This is a genomic window from Actinophytocola sp. (assembly GCF_036002505.1).
Taxonomy (GTDB): Bacteria; Actinomycetota; Actinomycetes; order Mycobacteriales; family Pseudonocardiaceae; genus DASYTH01.
Genome location: NZ_DASYTH010000474.1, coordinates 18,806 through 32,421, shown reverse-complemented (window position 1 = coordinate 32,421; position 13,616 = coordinate 18,806). Strand labels below are relative to the sequence as shown.

The following is a 13,616-nucleotide window of genomic DNA, read 5'->3' as shown; positions in this document are numbered from 1 at the left end:
TCCTCTCAGCGTGACGTGCATTGGACTTCATAGTAGGACCAATCCCGCCATAGTTTGGTGGCATGACGACGAGCCTGATCGACAAGACCCCGCGGCCGGCCCTGCTCAGCCGCGCCCTGCTGCTGGTGTTCGTGATCAGCTTCAGCGGCGGGAACAGCTTCTACCTGCTGGTGTCCGTGGTGCCGGGATACGCCACAGCGTCCGGGGCCGGCGGCGGGGGTGCGGGCCTGACCACCGCCGCGCTCATGCTCGCCACGATCCTGGCCGAGCTGGTGATCCCGCGCCTGGTGGCCCGGTTCGGCTACCGGATCGTGGTCGCCGCCGGTCTGGTCCTGCTCGGCACCCCCGCGCTGGCGCTTCCCGCGGCGGCCGGCCTGCCCGCGATCCTGGTGATCTGCCTGGTCCGCGGCCTCGGCTTCGCCGTGCTCGTGGTGGTCTGCGGGGCACTGGTCGGCTCGCTGCTGCCGGCCGAGCGCCGCGGCGAGGGCCTCGGCGTGTACGGCGTCGTGGTCGGCATCCCGGCCGTCGTCGCCCTGCCACTCGGCGTCTGGCTCGCCGGACAGGTCGGCTACGCCGCCGTGTTCACCGCCGGCGCGCTGATCCCGCTGGCCGCGCTGCCCGCCACGGCCGGGCTGCCGGGCCGCACTCCCACCGCCGAGGCACCGGCCGGCGTGCTGGCCGGGCTGCGCGACCCGGCGCTGGCCCGACCGGCGTTGGTGTTCGCCGCCACCACCACCGCCGGCGGCATCGTGGTCAGCTTCGTGCCGCTGGCCGTCGCCGGACCGCTCGCCGCGCCCGCGCTGTTCCTGCACGCCGTCGCCGCCACCGTGGCCCGCTGGTGGGCCGGCCGGCACGGCGACCGGCACGGGGCCACCGGCCTGCTCGTCCCCGGCCTGGTCACCGCAGCCCTCGGCATCGCGGCTCTGGTCCTGACCACGAGCCCGGTCGCGGTGCTCGCCGGGATGATCCTGTTCGGCGCCGGCTTCGGCGTCATCCAGAACGCCACCCTGGCCCTGATGTTCAACCGGGTGCCCGAGTCCCGCTACGGCACCGCGAGCTCGGTCTGGAACCTGGCCTACGACACCGGATACGGCGCGGGCGCCGCCGGTTTCGGTCTCGTCGCCGCGCACACCGGCTACCCGGTCGCGTTCGCCGTCACCGCCGGGCTCATGCTCACGGCCCTGCGCCCGGCCCGCCGCGGCTAGTCCGCCTCTCCGGAATTTTTAACGCGGTTGCGTTCCAGCGAACGGTCAGTTGTCGGGTGGATTGTGGCTGAGTTCCGTCACGGTCCCCTGAGGCTGCGTTGGTCGGCGCGAGGCTTTGTCAACCCGCGAAGATCCATCAGACACACCCAGGTAGGCCGAATGGCCGGGGCCGGCGAGGGTCGTTGTCCTCTATTGCCGACCCGGGCGTTTGGGCCACAGTAAGGGATGCCGGGAGGAGAACCGGCACCACGGCCCGGGGTTGGTAACGGGACCGCGGCGGGTTGGGTGAGGCTGCCGCGGAATCACGCTGCTGCCATGGCGACATCAACCCCGGGTCGGTCCCTATCCCGTGTACAGGTCGGACAAATGTGGGACCGCGCTGGGCGCGGCCCCACAGCTTTGTCGTTAACGGGAACCCACCGTCAGGCCGTCGCCGAGCGCGATCGTGATCAGTTGCTGGTGGGTCAGCGATGGCACCGGGCTGGCCGGCCGCCCGCCCTGCTTGGCGTCTCCGGGGACGTTGGCACTGTCCAGCAGGATGCTGGTGCCGTCGAGCCGGTCGACCTCGACCCGGTACAGGGTCGGACCGCCACCGTTCTGGGTGAGCGTGCTGGTCAGGATCGCCTCGCCGTTCGGCCCGGTCTGCCGGTTGCACGAATACTGAGCGTCCGCAACGGTTCCGCCCGGGCACGCGAGCGGCTGGGAGTTCCCGGACGGCGGGGTGACCAGCGCCATCAGGTTGCCCTTCTGCACCCCGGACACGCTGATCGTGGCCCACGCCGAGTACTCGCTCACCCCGCCCTGGCAGCCGTTCTCAAGCGGCACAAGGGGTTGGAAGACGTAGTAGAACTCCAGTGGCCCGTGCGGGGTGCCCTTGGGGTACTCCCCGGTCGGGTTCGCGGTGAGCTGGCTGCCCGCCGGCAGCGCGGCCTGCACGGACGACGTGAGCGCGCTGGTGAGCCGGGCCGACGTGGCCGTGGCCTCCGCGGCCGGCACCTGTGGCACCGCGGTCCGGCCGCCGCACGTCACGGGGGTCGACGTCGGTGCCGATGACGAAACCGGCGACGAGTCCACTGTGGACATCGGGGCGGGCGGCGCACCCCCCGCGCCCACGGAGCCCTCCTGGTTTCCCGGCAGCAGCACCGCCACCGCGCCGAAGGCGATCGCGACCACCCCGGCCGCGGTGGCCACCCAGGGGTTGGCCACCCGGCGGATCCGGGCCGCGCGGCGCCCGCGGGCGATCACCCCGTCGACGTCCACGGTGGACGGGGGCACCTCCCCGATGGCCTCGTCGAACATCTTTCTGTCCATCACACTTTCTCTTCCGCTAGTCGGGCACCTCGGCGGCCCGGGCGCGCAACGTGTCGAGCCCCCGCGCGGTCTGGCTCTTCACGGTTCCGGCCGAGCAGCCGAGGATCTCGGCGGTCTCCTCCACCGAGAGATCGCAGTAGAGGCGCAGCACCACGGCCGCACGCTGCCGCGGCGCGAGCGTGGCCAGCAGGTCCAGCAGCCCGGCCCGCTCCACGACCCGGTGAGCCGGCGCCGCCGGGACGTCCGGCAGCGCGTCGGTCGGCTCCTCCCGCCGCCACGGCCGGTCCTTCTCGTCCAGCCAGGTGCGGACCAGGATCCGGCGCACGTACGCGTCGAGGTGCTCGACGCCGGCGACCCGGTGCCAGTGCCAGTACAGCTTGCCGATCGTGATCGACACCAGGTCGTCGGCCAGATGCCAGTCCCGGCACAGCAGGTACGCGGTGCGCCGCAGCACCTCCATCCGGCAGGTGACGTAGTCCCGGTACCCGGCTTCGTCCGACCGCTTCACCCGACCTCCAGCGTGCGCCTCTTACATCACGGTTAACGGCGACGCGCACCGCCGGGGTTGCGCCTTGGCTACCGTTTTCGGCATGAGGTGGGGAGCTCTGGTCCTGATCGGTCTGGCAGCGTCGGCATGCGCGGTCAGCCCGGTCGCCGCACCGCCGGCCGGCGTGTCGCGCTCGTCCGCGGGAGCGGCGCCGGCCAGCGGCTTCCCGGGCCAGCCGGGCGACGTGCCGTACCCGACGAAGGACTGGCCGCGGGGCGAATGGCCGGCCGGTACGAACCGCACGGCGGTCGACCGGGTGGTCGACGAGGCGTTCGCCGGGGGAGCGGACAAGCGGGTCCGCGGGGTCGCGATCGTCCACCACGGCCGGCTGATCTACGAACGGTACAGCGCCAACCCGCTGGACGGCGCGGACGAGAATATGCCGTCCTTCTCGGTCGCCAAGTCCATCACCTCGGCCGCGGTCGGAATCCTGGTACACCAAGGAAAGCTCACGGTCACCGCGCCGGCCGGCGCGCCCGAGTGGCCCGCGGGGGACCCGCGCGCCGCGATCACCCTCGACGATCTGCTGCGGATGAGCAGCGGCCTGGAGTGGAACGAGGACACCGACATCGCCGCCTCGACCGGCACCCACGACGCGGCGAAGTTCGTGGCGGAGCGCAAGCTCACGCACCCGCCGGGGACGAACTTCCACTACTGCACGGGATGCACGTTCATCGTCGACCGCGCCATGGCCACCGCGCTTGGCGGCGGCGCGCGGTTCACCGAGTTCATCAAGGCCGACCTGTTCGGCAAGCTGGGCATGAGCGTCACGCTGTCCTACGACGACCAGGGCACCTGGCTGGGCGGGTACGCGGCGTACGCCCGAACCCTCGACTACGCCAAGTTCGGCCTGCTGTTCCTGCGCGACGGAATCTGGGACGGCCAGCGGATCTTACCTCCACACTGGGTGGACTACAGCCGGACCCCGAGCCGCACCAACGCGCAGTACGGCTCGGGGTGGTGGCTCGATCCGCAGTTGCCGGGCACCTTCTTCGCCGTCGGCGCCCGCGGCCAGGTGATCGGCGTCGACCCCGGCCACGACCTGACCTTCGTGATCACCTCGACCGACGCGGGCAGGTCCAAACCGGTCAGCGACGTGATCATGTCCGTGTTCGCGTCAGGTTGAGACCGGGACCGGCCGGCGGATGCCGAACGCGGCGGTCAGCACACCCAGCGCGGCCACGATCAGCGGCACCACCAGCGCGGCGTGGAAGCCGTCCAGCAGTCCGTCCGGCGTCGGGCCGGTGGCCGCGTTGTCCACCGCGGTCACCACGGCCAGCACCAGCGCGCCGCCGAACTGGAACGAGGTGTTCACCAGGCCGCTGGCCAGCCCCTGCTCGTGCTCCGGGATTCCGTTGGTGGCGGCGATGTTCAGCGGCCCGTAGGCCAGCCCGAAGGCGAGCCCGGCGAGGATGAAGGTGGGCAGCAGCGCGGCGTACGGGGTGTCCGCGCCGATCCGCAGGAACAGCGCGTAGGCCACCACCGCGGAGCCCAGCCCGGCCACGATCATCCGCTGCACGCCGAACCGGGTCACCAGCGGCGCCACCCGCGGCGCGATCAGTGCGACCAGGAACCCGGCCGGAAAGATCGCCAACCCGGTCTCCAGGGCCGACCAGCCGCGCAGCTGCTGCAGGTAGAGCGTGGTGATGAACTGCGTGCCGAACCAGGCGCCGACCAGCGTCATGGCCCCGAGGTTGGCCCGCACCAGCGCGCCGGAACGCAGGATGCCCAGGCGTACCAACGGGTTCGCCGTCCGCCGCTCGATGATCACGAACGCCGCGAGGAGCGCCGCGGCCAGCGCCAGCAGCACGATGGTGCGGGCCGAGGCCCAGCCGGCCTCCGGCGCCGAGACCACCGCGTAGACCAGGATCAGCATGGTGGCCGTGACGGTGACCGCGCCGGCCACGTCGAAGCCGCGGGCACCCTCGGCGAGTTGTCCCAAGCGCGGGATGAGCCGGACCCCGGCGATCAGCGTGACCAGCGCAAGCGGCACCGGCAGGAAGCACACCCACTGCCAGCCGACGCCGGTGAGCAGGCCGCTGAACACCAGGCCCAGGGAGAACCCGGTGGCCCCGGTAGAGGTGTAGATCGACAGCGCCTTGTTGCGGGCCGGGCCCTCGGCGAAGCTCGTGGTGATGATCGACAGGCCGGCGGGCGCGGTGAACGCGGCGCTGACCCCCTTGACGAACCGGGCCGCGATCAGCAGCGAGCCGTCGTTCACCAGCCCGGACAGGCCCGAGGCGACGAGGAACACGGCGAGCGAGACGAGGAACACCCGGCGCCGGCCGAGCAGGTCCGCGGCCCGGCCGCCGAGCAGCAGGAACCCGCCGTAGCCGAGCACGTAGCCGCTGACCACCCATTGCAGGGCGCTGGTGGACATGCCGAGCTCGGTGCGGATGGACGGCAGCGCGACACCCATCATCGACACGTCGAGGGCGTCCAGGAACAGGGCCGCGCACAGCACGAGCAGCGTGGCCCAGGCGCGGCGGCTGAGCCGGCCGGTGCCGGTGTCGAGCGAATTCTCTTCGGTGATGGTCACGACGTTCTGACTCCCCACTGTTGCCGGACCGATCGGTCCGGGACCGACCGGTCCGATCATGGTGGGGTGCGCCGGCCGCTGTCAAGGCGATTGGGACCGATCGGTCCGCTAGACTTGCTCCAGGAGGTGGCAATGGCACGACGACCTGCGGCGAATGCCCGTGACCACATACTGGACACCGCGGCGGACCTGTTCGACGCCCACGGCGTGCACGCCGTCGGGCTGCAGCAGATCATCGACAACTACGGCTGCGGCAAGAACATGTTCTACCGTGAGTTCGCCAGCAAGGACGAACTGGTCGTGGCCTACCTGCGGCGCTGCACCGAGCACTGGGCCGGCATCGTCGGCACCGCCGCCGAGCAGCACCCCGAGGACGACGCCGCCCAACTGCTCGCCATCGTCCGGGCCGTGGCCGCGGATGCCACCGTCACCCGCAACCGTGGCTGCGCGCTGCGCAACGCGCTCGCCGAGTTCCCCGAGCCCGGCCACCCCGCGCACGGGGTCGCCGTCGACCATTTCACCGCGGTCCGCGCCCAGCTGCACGACCTCGCCAACCGCACCGAAGCCCGCGAGCCCGCCATCCTCGCCGACCGGCTCATGCTGATCATCGACGGCCTCTACGCCAACGGCGCCACCCTCGGCTCAGCCGGCGCCGCCCCCGCCGCGGTCGCCTTCGCCGAGGACGTGCTCGCGGTCGCCACCGGTCAGCCGTTCCGCGATCAGCATGGCCGCCAGGATCACGACCAGCGTGCCCAGCTGGGCGGCGACCGAGCCGCTGCGTCCTAACGGGACGGTGGCGAGCGCGACGGCGGCCGCGCCGAGCCGGAAGCCGTTGCGGGGAAGGGAAAGCACCAGGCGGAAGAGCACGTCGCCGAGCAGGAACAGCGCAACGCCGGCGGCGAGGAGCCAGGCCGTGGCGGGGGAGGCGTGCTCGAAGGCGTGGCCGACCGCCTTCTTCATGCCGGCGGCGAGCACGATGATGCCGTAGAGCAGCACGAGGTGCGCGTAGCCGTAGGCCAGCAGTGCCGCGCGGGGCCGGCGGTCGTGCGGGATGCCGCCCAGCGAACGCTCCGCGGCCTCGTCGTCGCCGGTGAAGTAGGACCACCACAGGCATCCGGTCAGCGCCAGGCCGAGCACCGCGACGCCGGCCAGCGCGCCGTCCATCGGCAGGGGTGCCGCGCCGATCCCGATGGCCACGATCGACTCGCCGAACGCGATGATCACCACGAGGCCGTGCCGCTCCACGAAGTGCGCGGCCTGCACGATGAACCCCTCGGTGCCGGTCAGCACCGGCGTGATCATCTGCAGCACGAACGCGGCGGCCCAGAGCACGTACTCCGCGGTCCCGCCGACCGCGGCGGCGACCAGCACCAGGATCGCCGACGCCAGGTTGTACGGCGCGAACCGCAGGATGGCCCCGACGACGCTCTGCGTCCCGGACTTGCTGAACAGTCCCATATGGACGATCGTGACCACGAGATAGCCGATGCCGAACGCGATCCCGTTGCCGTCGAACGCTTTCGGGATGGCCAGCGCCATCACCAGGAACCCGCCCATACCGGCGATGAGCAGCAACCGCCGCACCGTGGTGTCCGGTGGCACGGCGTTGGTGAGCCAGGCGTACCCGTCGTACATCCACCAGGTGACGCCCAGCATCAGCACCGCCGGCAGCTGCCCGCCGGCCCCCGGGTCGGCCACCAGGACCGTGGTGAGCTGGGTGATCGTGAACACGAACACCAGGTCGAAGAACAGCTCCAGAGTGGACACCCGCACCGTCTCGGCAACTCGGTTGCTCATGCGCGGCATCCTCCCGCATGCTCCCACCATGACGGTGCGGGTGCGGCGGCTGGAACCGGGCGACTGGCAGCTCTGGCGCGACGTCCGGCTCACCGCGCTCGCCGAAGCGCCCTACGCGTTCGGCTCCACCCTCGCCCGCGAGCAGGCCTTCGACGAGGCCGCCTGGCGCGGCCGGCTCGCCCCGGCGAACGGCATGACCGCCGCCGCGTTCCTCGACGGCGAGCCGGTCGGCGTCATCGGCGGCTGGAGCCCCGCGGGGACCGGCACCCTGCTCCTGGTCGCGCTCTGGGTCGCCCCGGCCGCCCGCGGCCACGGCGCCGGCGACGCGCTGGTGACCGAGGTGGCCGGCTGGGCCACCGAGCACCGCTACCCGCGGGTCGAGCTCCGGGTGGCCGACGGCAACCACGCCGCCCGCACCCTGTTCCTGCGCAACGGTTTCATCCCCACCGGCCGGCGCGAACCCCTGGAGAGCGACCCGACCGTCGGCACCGAGCTCCTGGTCCGGGAACTGTCGTAGCCCCGGCGTACGGTCACGACATGGCGCACACCGTCGGCCTGACCTTCGACTGCGCCAACCCGACCAAGCTCGCCGAGTTCTGGAAGCTCGCACTCGGTTACGAGGACCAGCCCCCACCCGCCCCGTTCACCACCCGCGAGGAGTGGCTGGCCAGCTTCGACCTCCCCGAGGACGACGACGGCGACGGCGTCTGGCTGCACGACCCCACCGGCGCCGGCCCGACGCTGTCCCTGCTGCAGGTCCCCGAACCCAAGGTCGCCAAGAACCGCCTGCACATCGACATCAAAGTCTCCCGCACCGGCGCCCCCGAGGACCGCTGGAGGCTCATCACCGAAACCGTCGAACGCCTGCAAACCGCCGGCGCCACCATCGTCTGGTCGGACCCCGAGCACCACGTCACCATGGCCGACCCCGAAGGCAACGAGTTCTGCGTCACCTGATCCCCGCGGCTCCGACGGTGACCAATGCCCTGAAGGCGGCCTTCAGGACGGTCAGCGTCTCGAAGGCCGCCTTCAGGGCATCGTGAAGCGCCCCGCCCCGGGCCGATCGTGTTGACTGGCCCGGTGAAGTTCGCTGTGTACGGTCTGCACCGGGGAAGTAGCGCCGATCCCGAGACGCTGGCGCGCCGGGCGCGGCTGGCCGAGGACGTCGGGTTCGAGGCGCTGTGGGTCGGTGATCACATCGCGCTGCCGGCCGGCGGTTACGACCCGCCGGGCCAGCCGCGCCTCGAGGCGGTGGTCGCGCTGGCCCATCTCGCCGCGCTGACCAGGCGCATCCGGCTGGGCGTCGGCGTGATCGTGCTGCCGCAGCGCCAACCGGTGTTGCTGGCCAAGCAGTTGACGTCGATCGACCACCTGTCCGGCGGCCGGCTGACGGTCGGGATCGGCGTCGGCTGGGCGGAGCCGGAGTTCCGCGCGATGGGCGTGCCGATGTCCGAACGGGCGGCGCGCACCGACGAGTACCTGGCCGCGATGCTGGCCCTCTGGGAGCAGCCCGAACCCCGGTTCGCCGGGCGGTTCGTCTCCTTCGACGGCGTCACCCAGCTACCCCGGCCGGTGCAGCGACCGCACCCGCCCGTCATCGTCGGCGGCCACGCGCCGGCCAGCTACCGCCGGGCTGTCCAAAGTGGACACGGCTGGTTCGGCTGGGACCTCGACCCCGGGCAGGTCGCCACCACCCTGGCCACGATCCGCGAGACGGCCACCCGCTACGAGCGCCCGGCCGCGCTGGGGGAGTTGGAGATCACCATCACCCCGCCCGCGGTGCCCGACCTGGACACCGCCCGCCGCTACGCCGAGGCCGGCGTGCACCGGCTCGTCCTCCAGCCACCGGACATGGACGGCCGGGCGATGGACGAGTTGATCAGCACCGTCGGCGACACGCTCATCGGGAACATCTAGTGTGTCCTGAAGGTGACCTTCGGGACGTTGAGCGTCCTGAAGGTCACCTTCAGGGCACTCTAGAACACCCACGGGCAGAACGGCGCCCGCGGCCAGCCGAACGCGGTGCTGGCCGGCGCCAGGGCGGCCGGGTCGTCGACGGCGACCAGGCCGGCGTCGGCCAGTGCCAGCAGCGGGGTGCCGCCGAGGTAGAGCGCGCCCAGCTCACGGACGTCCAACCGCAGCTGCGGCGTGGCGGAGGTCGGCTCGCAGCGGGCATTCGACGGGTCTCCGGTGAGGTGCCAGCGACCCGCGTTCCACGGGCAGCGGGTGTCGGTGAGCTCGAGGACGACATCGACCGGGGCGGCGTAGCGGCGCCCGGCGAGCGCGGCGGGCACGTCGACGACGCGGCACCACAGATTGTGGCTCACCTTCGGCGTGGCCGAGGGCAGGCTGACCAGCAGGTGCAGCAGCGGGTCGTCGACGGCCATCCGGTGGCAGACGACCTGCACGGTCAGGTCGAGGTCGAGCAGCCGGTTCCAGAGCACCCGGTGCGCGGCCGTGTCCACGGCAGCGAGCTCCACCAGCTCCACCGTGCCGGCCGGACCCACCGGTGAGTCGGCCATCCAGCGCCGGAACAACGCATAACCCCGCAGCGAACCGGAGTCGGAAACGGTGAGCACGGACAACGGCTCGGCGCCCAACCGCGCCATCCACGGCGGCAGTTGCAGCGCCCACCGCCACAGCCCCGGGGTGGCGCGGCCGACCCACCCGGGCCGCTCCGCCCGGGCCGCGTCGAAGCACGGGCTCAGCACGCCGGCGTGCCGATCGGCGTCCACCCGCTCGAACTCGACGGTGAGCGACGAGACGGCCGGGACCTCGCGCAACGCCGTACCCCGCGGCACCGCGACCCGCACCTCGGTCGACGCCAGCCCGTAGCCGAACCGGCCGTAGATCTCCGGTTCGGAGGCGAACAGCAGCGACACCGGCTCCATTCCGCGCTGGTGCACCCCGTCCAGGTGATGATCGATCATGGCGCGGAGCACGCCCTGGCGGCGGTCGCGTGGATGCACGGCCACCCAGGTCAGACCGGCGCCGGGCAGCCGCCCGCCGGGCACCGGGACGTCGAACGAGTGCACCGCGTGCACCCCGGCCAGCCGGTGCGGATCATCCAGGAACGCCCCGGACACCCGGTCCCACTCCAGGACCGCCGGCGGGAACCCCGGCTCGAAGGCCTCCTCGGTGAAACCGAACGACCACCGCACCAGTTCCTGGATGGCCGGTCCGTCCGAAGTGGACAGTGGGCTGATTTTGGCGTCCATGCGCGCGATCCTGCCAGCCCCCGCGGAATTATCGCTACGGATTACGGCCGGGAGCGGGGCCCTGCCGCAGCACGGCGAGGGCCGCGTCGAGCAGAACCCCGCGCAGTTCGTCGTCCGATACCCCCGCCATGTCCGGGCTCCAGCCCAGCGCCGCGCCGAGCACCTCGGTCGCGGCGACCGCACGGATCCGGTCGGCCGTGACAGGGGACGGGCCGGCGAGCCAGGCGTGCAGCCGCCGCATGATCTCCAGCAGGTCCTCGTAGAGCGGCCCGATGGCCTGCAGGACGGCCGCGCCGTCCCGGGTGAACATCGCCGCGATGGGCCGGTACCCCAGCAGCACGTCCAGGCACTCGCGCAGCACCAGCCGTACGTTCGCTTTGCCGTGCGGCAGCGTCGAGGCCTTGTCCGCCACGGTCTTCCACTCCGCGATGAGCGGTTCGATGATCGACAGCAGCAGCGCCTGCTTGGACGGGTAGTGGTAGTACAGCGCGGCCTTGGTCATGCCGAGCCGTTCGGCGATCTCCCGCAGGCTGGTCTTCTCATAGCCATGCTGGGCGAACAGCTCCAGCGCGACCTCCCGGATGGCGCTCCGCGTGTCGCTCACCATCCGCGGCGCACCTCCTCGTCCACGCTGAACATCCTCTCAGGAGCCTGACGCTACCGTCGAAACGGACTTGCGGTACCTTGCCCATCCACTTACCGTGCGGCAAGTAAGTATCGCTCAGGGGAGGGAGCACCATGTTCGAACGGCTCGCCCGCGTCGTCGTCCACAACCCGTGGAAGGTGATCGCGGTCTGGCTGCTGGCGACCATCGCGATCGTCGGCTTCGCCCCGTCGCTGGCCGACGTCACCGCCCGCGACCAGTCCAACTTCCTGCCTACCAGTTACGAGTCGGTCCAGGCGCTGGAGCTGGCCAAGACCGCGTTCGGCCGGTCCAACGACTCCTCCGCCACGATCGTCGTCAAACGCACCGACGATGCGCCGCTCAGCGCCGAGGACCAGGCCAAGGTGGGGGAGATCGCCCGGCAGGTGCAGAGCGCCGGCATCGAACGGGTCACCAGCGTGGCCACCGGGCCACAGGCGTTGTCCCCCAACAAGAAGGTGCAACTGGTCAGCGCCGGGCTGCAGGGCGTGGGGGACGACCCGAAGCTGATCGAGGCGGTGAAGAAGATCCGCGAGGTGGCCCGCCCGGTGGTCGGCGGCACCACGCTCACCATGGCCGTCACCGGCGACGTCGCGATGTTCGTGGACAACGAGAGCGCGTTCAACAACGCGTTCGTGATCGTCGGCGTCGCCACCGTGCTGCTGATCATCATCCTGCTCGCGCTGATGTACCGCAGCCCGGTCGCGGCGTTCCTGCCGGTGTTCACCGTCGGCCTGGTCAGCGCCGTCGCACCGGGCCTGATCGCCTTGATCGCCAAGGCGTTCGGCTTCCAGGTGGACCAGTCGCTGCAGATCCTGCTGACCATCGTGCTCTACGGCGTGGGCACCGACTACATCGTGTTCCTGCTGTTCCGCTACCGGGAACGGCTGCGCGCCGGGGACGACCCGAAGCAGGCCCTGGTCACCGCCGTCAGCCGGATCGGCGAGGTGATCGCCTCGGCCGCCGGTGCGATCATCATCGCGTTCAGCGCCCTGCTGCTGGCCGTGTTCGGCGGGTTCCGCAGCTTCGGGCCGGGCCTGGCGATCGCGGTCGCGCTGATGGCGCTGGCCGTGGTCACGCTCATCCCGGCGGTGGTGTCGCTGCTGGGCACCAAGGTGTTCTGGCCGTCCAAGTCCTGGCGGCGCACCCCGAAGGGCACGGCGTTCCAGCGCCTCGGCCGGCTCACCGGCCGCCGCCCGGGCCTGGTCGCGCTCGCCTCCGGCGGCGTGATGGTCGCGCTCGCACTCGGCATGCTGGGCTTCAAGTCCGACTACGACCAGACCGGCAACCTGCCCCAGGACACCGAGTCCGCCCGCGGCTTCGCCGACCTGCAATCCGGCTTCCCGGCCGGCGCGCTGAACCCGACCTCGGTCTACCTCCGCAGCACCACCGGGCAGCGGCTGGACTCCGCGGCGCTGCAACGGTTCGCCGACGAGTTGAAGGTGCCCGGTGTCGGCGGCGTGATGCCGGCGCAGAACGGCAGCCCGGCGCAGCTCAACCAGGACGGCACCGTCGCCAGGATCGACCTGCTGCTGGCCAGCCACCCGTACACCAACGAGGCACTGGACCTGGCCGGCGACAAGCTGCGCACCGTGGCGCACGAGAAGGCACCGCCCGGCACGACCGCGCTGGTCGGCGGCTCGAGCTCGATCTTCGCCGACATCCGCTCGGCCAACAACCGCGACCTGCTGGTGATCTTCCCGGTGGCCGGCCTGCTCATCGCGCTGATCCTCGGCCTGATGCTGCGCAGCCTGGTCGCCCCGATCTACCTGATGCTGGCCGTGGTGCTGGGCTTCCTGTCCACTCTCGGCGCCACCGTGATCGCCTTCCAGGGTATCGGCGGCAAGGCGGGGCTCATGTTCTCGCTGCCGATCATCCTGTACCTGTTCGTGGTGGCGATCGGCACCGACTACAACATCCTGATGATCGCCAGGCTCCGCGAGGAAGCCAAGGAGGGCAACGATCCGCGCACCGCGGCGGACCTCGCGGTCGAGCACGGCGGCCCGTCCGTCGGCGCGGCCGGGCTCATCCTGGCCGGCTCGTTCGCCTCGATGCTGCTGGCCGGCATCGCGTTCCTGATGGAGATGGGTTTCGCGGTGTCCATCGGCATCCTGATCTCGGCGTTCGTCATGTCGATGTTCCTGGTGCCGAGCCTGACCGCGCTGCTGGGTCACAAGGCGTGGTGGCCGGGCCATGGTGACGAACCCGACAAGCCCAGGTTGCCAGCAGGCGAACGACGCGAGCCGATCGCCGTTGACTGAGGTCAGCGCGGGTGAGGTCATACCGGCGGCGGGTTAGCCCGGCCGGGTGATCTCGCCCGCGTTTCACATTGTGGGAAACCGCGCTTGCTCCAAAT

Annotated in this window: 12 protein-coding genes and 1 pseudogene; 7 read left to right on the top strand and 6 right to left on the bottom strand. The window is 71.4% G+C overall.

Annotated features, from left to right (window positions below; genetic code table 11):
* Positions 1–62: 62 nt before the first annotated feature.
* Positions 63–1,205 (top strand): MFS transporter, encoded by a 1,143-nt coding sequence (locus VGR06_RS41905; protein WP_327564823.1) that lies wholly within the window; start codon positions 63–65, stop codon positions 1,203–1,205.
* A 405-nt stretch (positions 1,206–1,610) separates the two neighbouring features.
* On the opposite strand, the gene VGR06_RS41900 is transcribed toward VGR06_RS41905, so the two are convergent.
* Together VGR06_RS41900 and VGR06_RS41895 are read right to left on the bottom strand one after the other, a co-directional pair.
* The gene (locus tag VGR06_RS41900; protein ID WP_327564822.1) at positions 1,611–2,516 is read right to left on the bottom strand and encodes a hypothetical protein; all 906 of its coding nucleotides are present in this window, start codon (positions 2,514–2,516) and stop codon (positions 1,611–1,613) included.
* A 16-nt stretch (positions 2,517–2,532) separates the two neighbouring features.
* Complete coding sequence (locus VGR06_RS41895; protein ID WP_327564821.1) at positions 2,533–3,024, bottom strand: SigE family RNA polymerase sigma factor; 492 nt, start codon at positions 3,022–3,024, stop codon at positions 2,533–2,535.
* A gap of 82 nt (positions 3,025–3,106) precedes the next feature.
* On the opposite strand from VGR06_RS41895, the gene VGR06_RS41890 reads away from it, so the two are divergent.
* Complete coding sequence (locus VGR06_RS41890) at positions 3,107–4,189, top strand: serine hydrolase (protein ID WP_327564820.1); 1,083 nt, start codon at positions 3,107–3,109, stop codon at positions 4,187–4,189.
* On the opposite strand, the gene VGR06_RS41885 is transcribed toward VGR06_RS41890, so the two are convergent.
* Complete coding sequence (locus VGR06_RS41885; protein WP_414637455.1) at positions 4,181–5,602, bottom strand: MFS transporter; 1,422 nt, start codon at positions 5,600–5,602, stop codon at positions 4,181–4,183. The genes VGR06_RS41890 and VGR06_RS41885 overlap by 9 nt on opposite strands.
* A 132-nt stretch (positions 5,603–5,734) precedes the next feature.
* Between VGR06_RS41885 and VGR06_RS41880 the strand changes: the two are divergent.
* A pseudogene (locus VGR06_RS41880) lies at positions 5,735–5,896 on the top strand (TetR/AcrR family transcriptional regulator); the annotation flags it as partial.
* 348 nt (positions 5,897–6,244) lie between these two features.
* Here the strand turns inward: VGR06_RS41880 and VGR06_RS41875 are convergent.
* Positions 6,245–7,399: a low temperature requirement protein A gene (locus VGR06_RS41875; RefSeq protein WP_327564819.1), complete on the bottom strand. Its 1,155-nt coding sequence runs from the start codon at positions 7,397–7,399 to the stop codon at positions 6,245–6,247.
* A 28-nt stretch (positions 7,400–7,427) separates the two neighbouring features.
* On the opposite strand from VGR06_RS41875, the gene VGR06_RS41870 reads away from it, so the two are divergent.
* The 3 genes from VGR06_RS41870 (at position 7,428) to VGR06_RS41860 (ending at position 9,316) form a co-directional block, all read left to right on the top strand.
* Positions 7,428–7,916 (top strand): GNAT family N-acetyltransferase, encoded by a 489-nt coding sequence (locus VGR06_RS41870; RefSeq protein ID WP_327564818.1) that lies wholly within the window; start codon positions 7,428–7,430, stop codon positions 7,914–7,916.
* A gap of 20 nt (positions 7,917–7,936) precedes the next feature.
* Positions 7,937–8,356 (top strand): VOC family protein, encoded by a 420-nt coding sequence (locus VGR06_RS41865; RefSeq protein ID WP_327564817.1) that lies wholly within the window; start codon positions 7,937–7,939, stop codon positions 8,354–8,356.
* Positions 8,357–8,479: 123 nt separating this feature from the next.
* Entirely contained in the window at positions 8,480–9,316 is an 837-nt protein-coding gene (locus tag VGR06_RS41860; protein ID WP_327564816.1) for a TIGR03619 family F420-dependent LLM class oxidoreductase, read from the top strand.
* A 59-nt stretch (positions 9,317–9,375) separates the two neighbouring features.
* On the opposite strand, the gene VGR06_RS41855 is transcribed toward VGR06_RS41860, so the two are convergent.
* Positions 9,376–10,617 (bottom strand): GNAT family N-acetyltransferase, encoded by a 1,242-nt coding sequence (locus VGR06_RS41855; protein ID WP_327564815.1) that lies wholly within the window; start codon positions 10,615–10,617, stop codon positions 9,376–9,378.
* 34 nt (positions 10,618–10,651) lie between these two features.
* Positions 10,652–11,224, bottom strand: coding sequence for a helix-turn-helix domain-containing protein (locus VGR06_RS41850; RefSeq protein ID WP_327564814.1), 573 nt, complete (start codon positions 11,222–11,224; stop codon positions 10,652–10,654).
* A gap of 131 nt (positions 11,225–11,355) precedes the next feature.
* On the opposite strand from VGR06_RS41850, the gene VGR06_RS41845 reads away from it, so the two are divergent.
* Positions 11,356–13,521, top strand: a complete 2,166-nt coding sequence (locus VGR06_RS41845) for an MMPL family transporter (protein WP_327564813.1) — start codon at positions 11,356–11,358, stop codon at positions 13,519–13,521.
* Positions 13,522–13,616 lie beyond the last annotated feature (95 nt).

What these genes read in the sequence shown, in the direction of transcription:
- VGR06_RS41905 (WP_327564823.1), top strand. Translation starts at nt 63, where the DNA reads ATGACGACGAGCCTGATCGACAAGACCCCGCGGCCGGCCCTGCTCAGC.
- VGR06_RS41900 (WP_327564822.1), bottom strand. Translation starts at nt 2,516, where the DNA reads ATGGACAGAAAGATGTTCGACGAGGCCATCGGGGAGGTGCCCCCGTCC.
- VGR06_RS41890 (WP_327564820.1), top strand. Translation starts at nt 3,107, where the DNA reads ATGAGGTGGGGAGCTCTGGTCCTGATCGGTCTGGCAGCGTCGGCATGC.
- VGR06_RS41875 (WP_327564819.1), bottom strand. Translation starts at nt 7,399, where the DNA reads ATGAGCAACCGAGTTGCCGAGACGGTGCGGGTGTCCACTCTGGAGCTG.
- VGR06_RS41870 (WP_327564818.1), top strand. Translation starts at nt 7,428, where the DNA reads ATGACGGTGCGGGTGCGGCGGCTGGAACCGGGCGACTGGCAGCTCTGG.
- VGR06_RS41865 (WP_327564817.1), top strand. Translation starts at nt 7,937, where the DNA reads ATGGCGCACACCGTCGGCCTGACCTTCGACTGCGCCAACCCGACCAAG.
- VGR06_RS41855 (WP_327564815.1), bottom strand. Translation starts at nt 10,617, where the DNA reads ATGGACGCCAAAATCAGCCCACTGTCCACTTCGGACGGACCGGCCATC.
- VGR06_RS41850 (WP_327564814.1), bottom strand. Translation starts at nt 11,224, where the DNA reads ATGGTGAGCGACACGCGGAGCGCCATCCGGGAGGTCGCGCTGGAGCTG.
- VGR06_RS41845 (WP_327564813.1), top strand. Translation starts at nt 11,356, where the DNA reads ATGTTCGAACGGCTCGCCCGCGTCGTCGTCCACAACCCGTGGAAGGTG.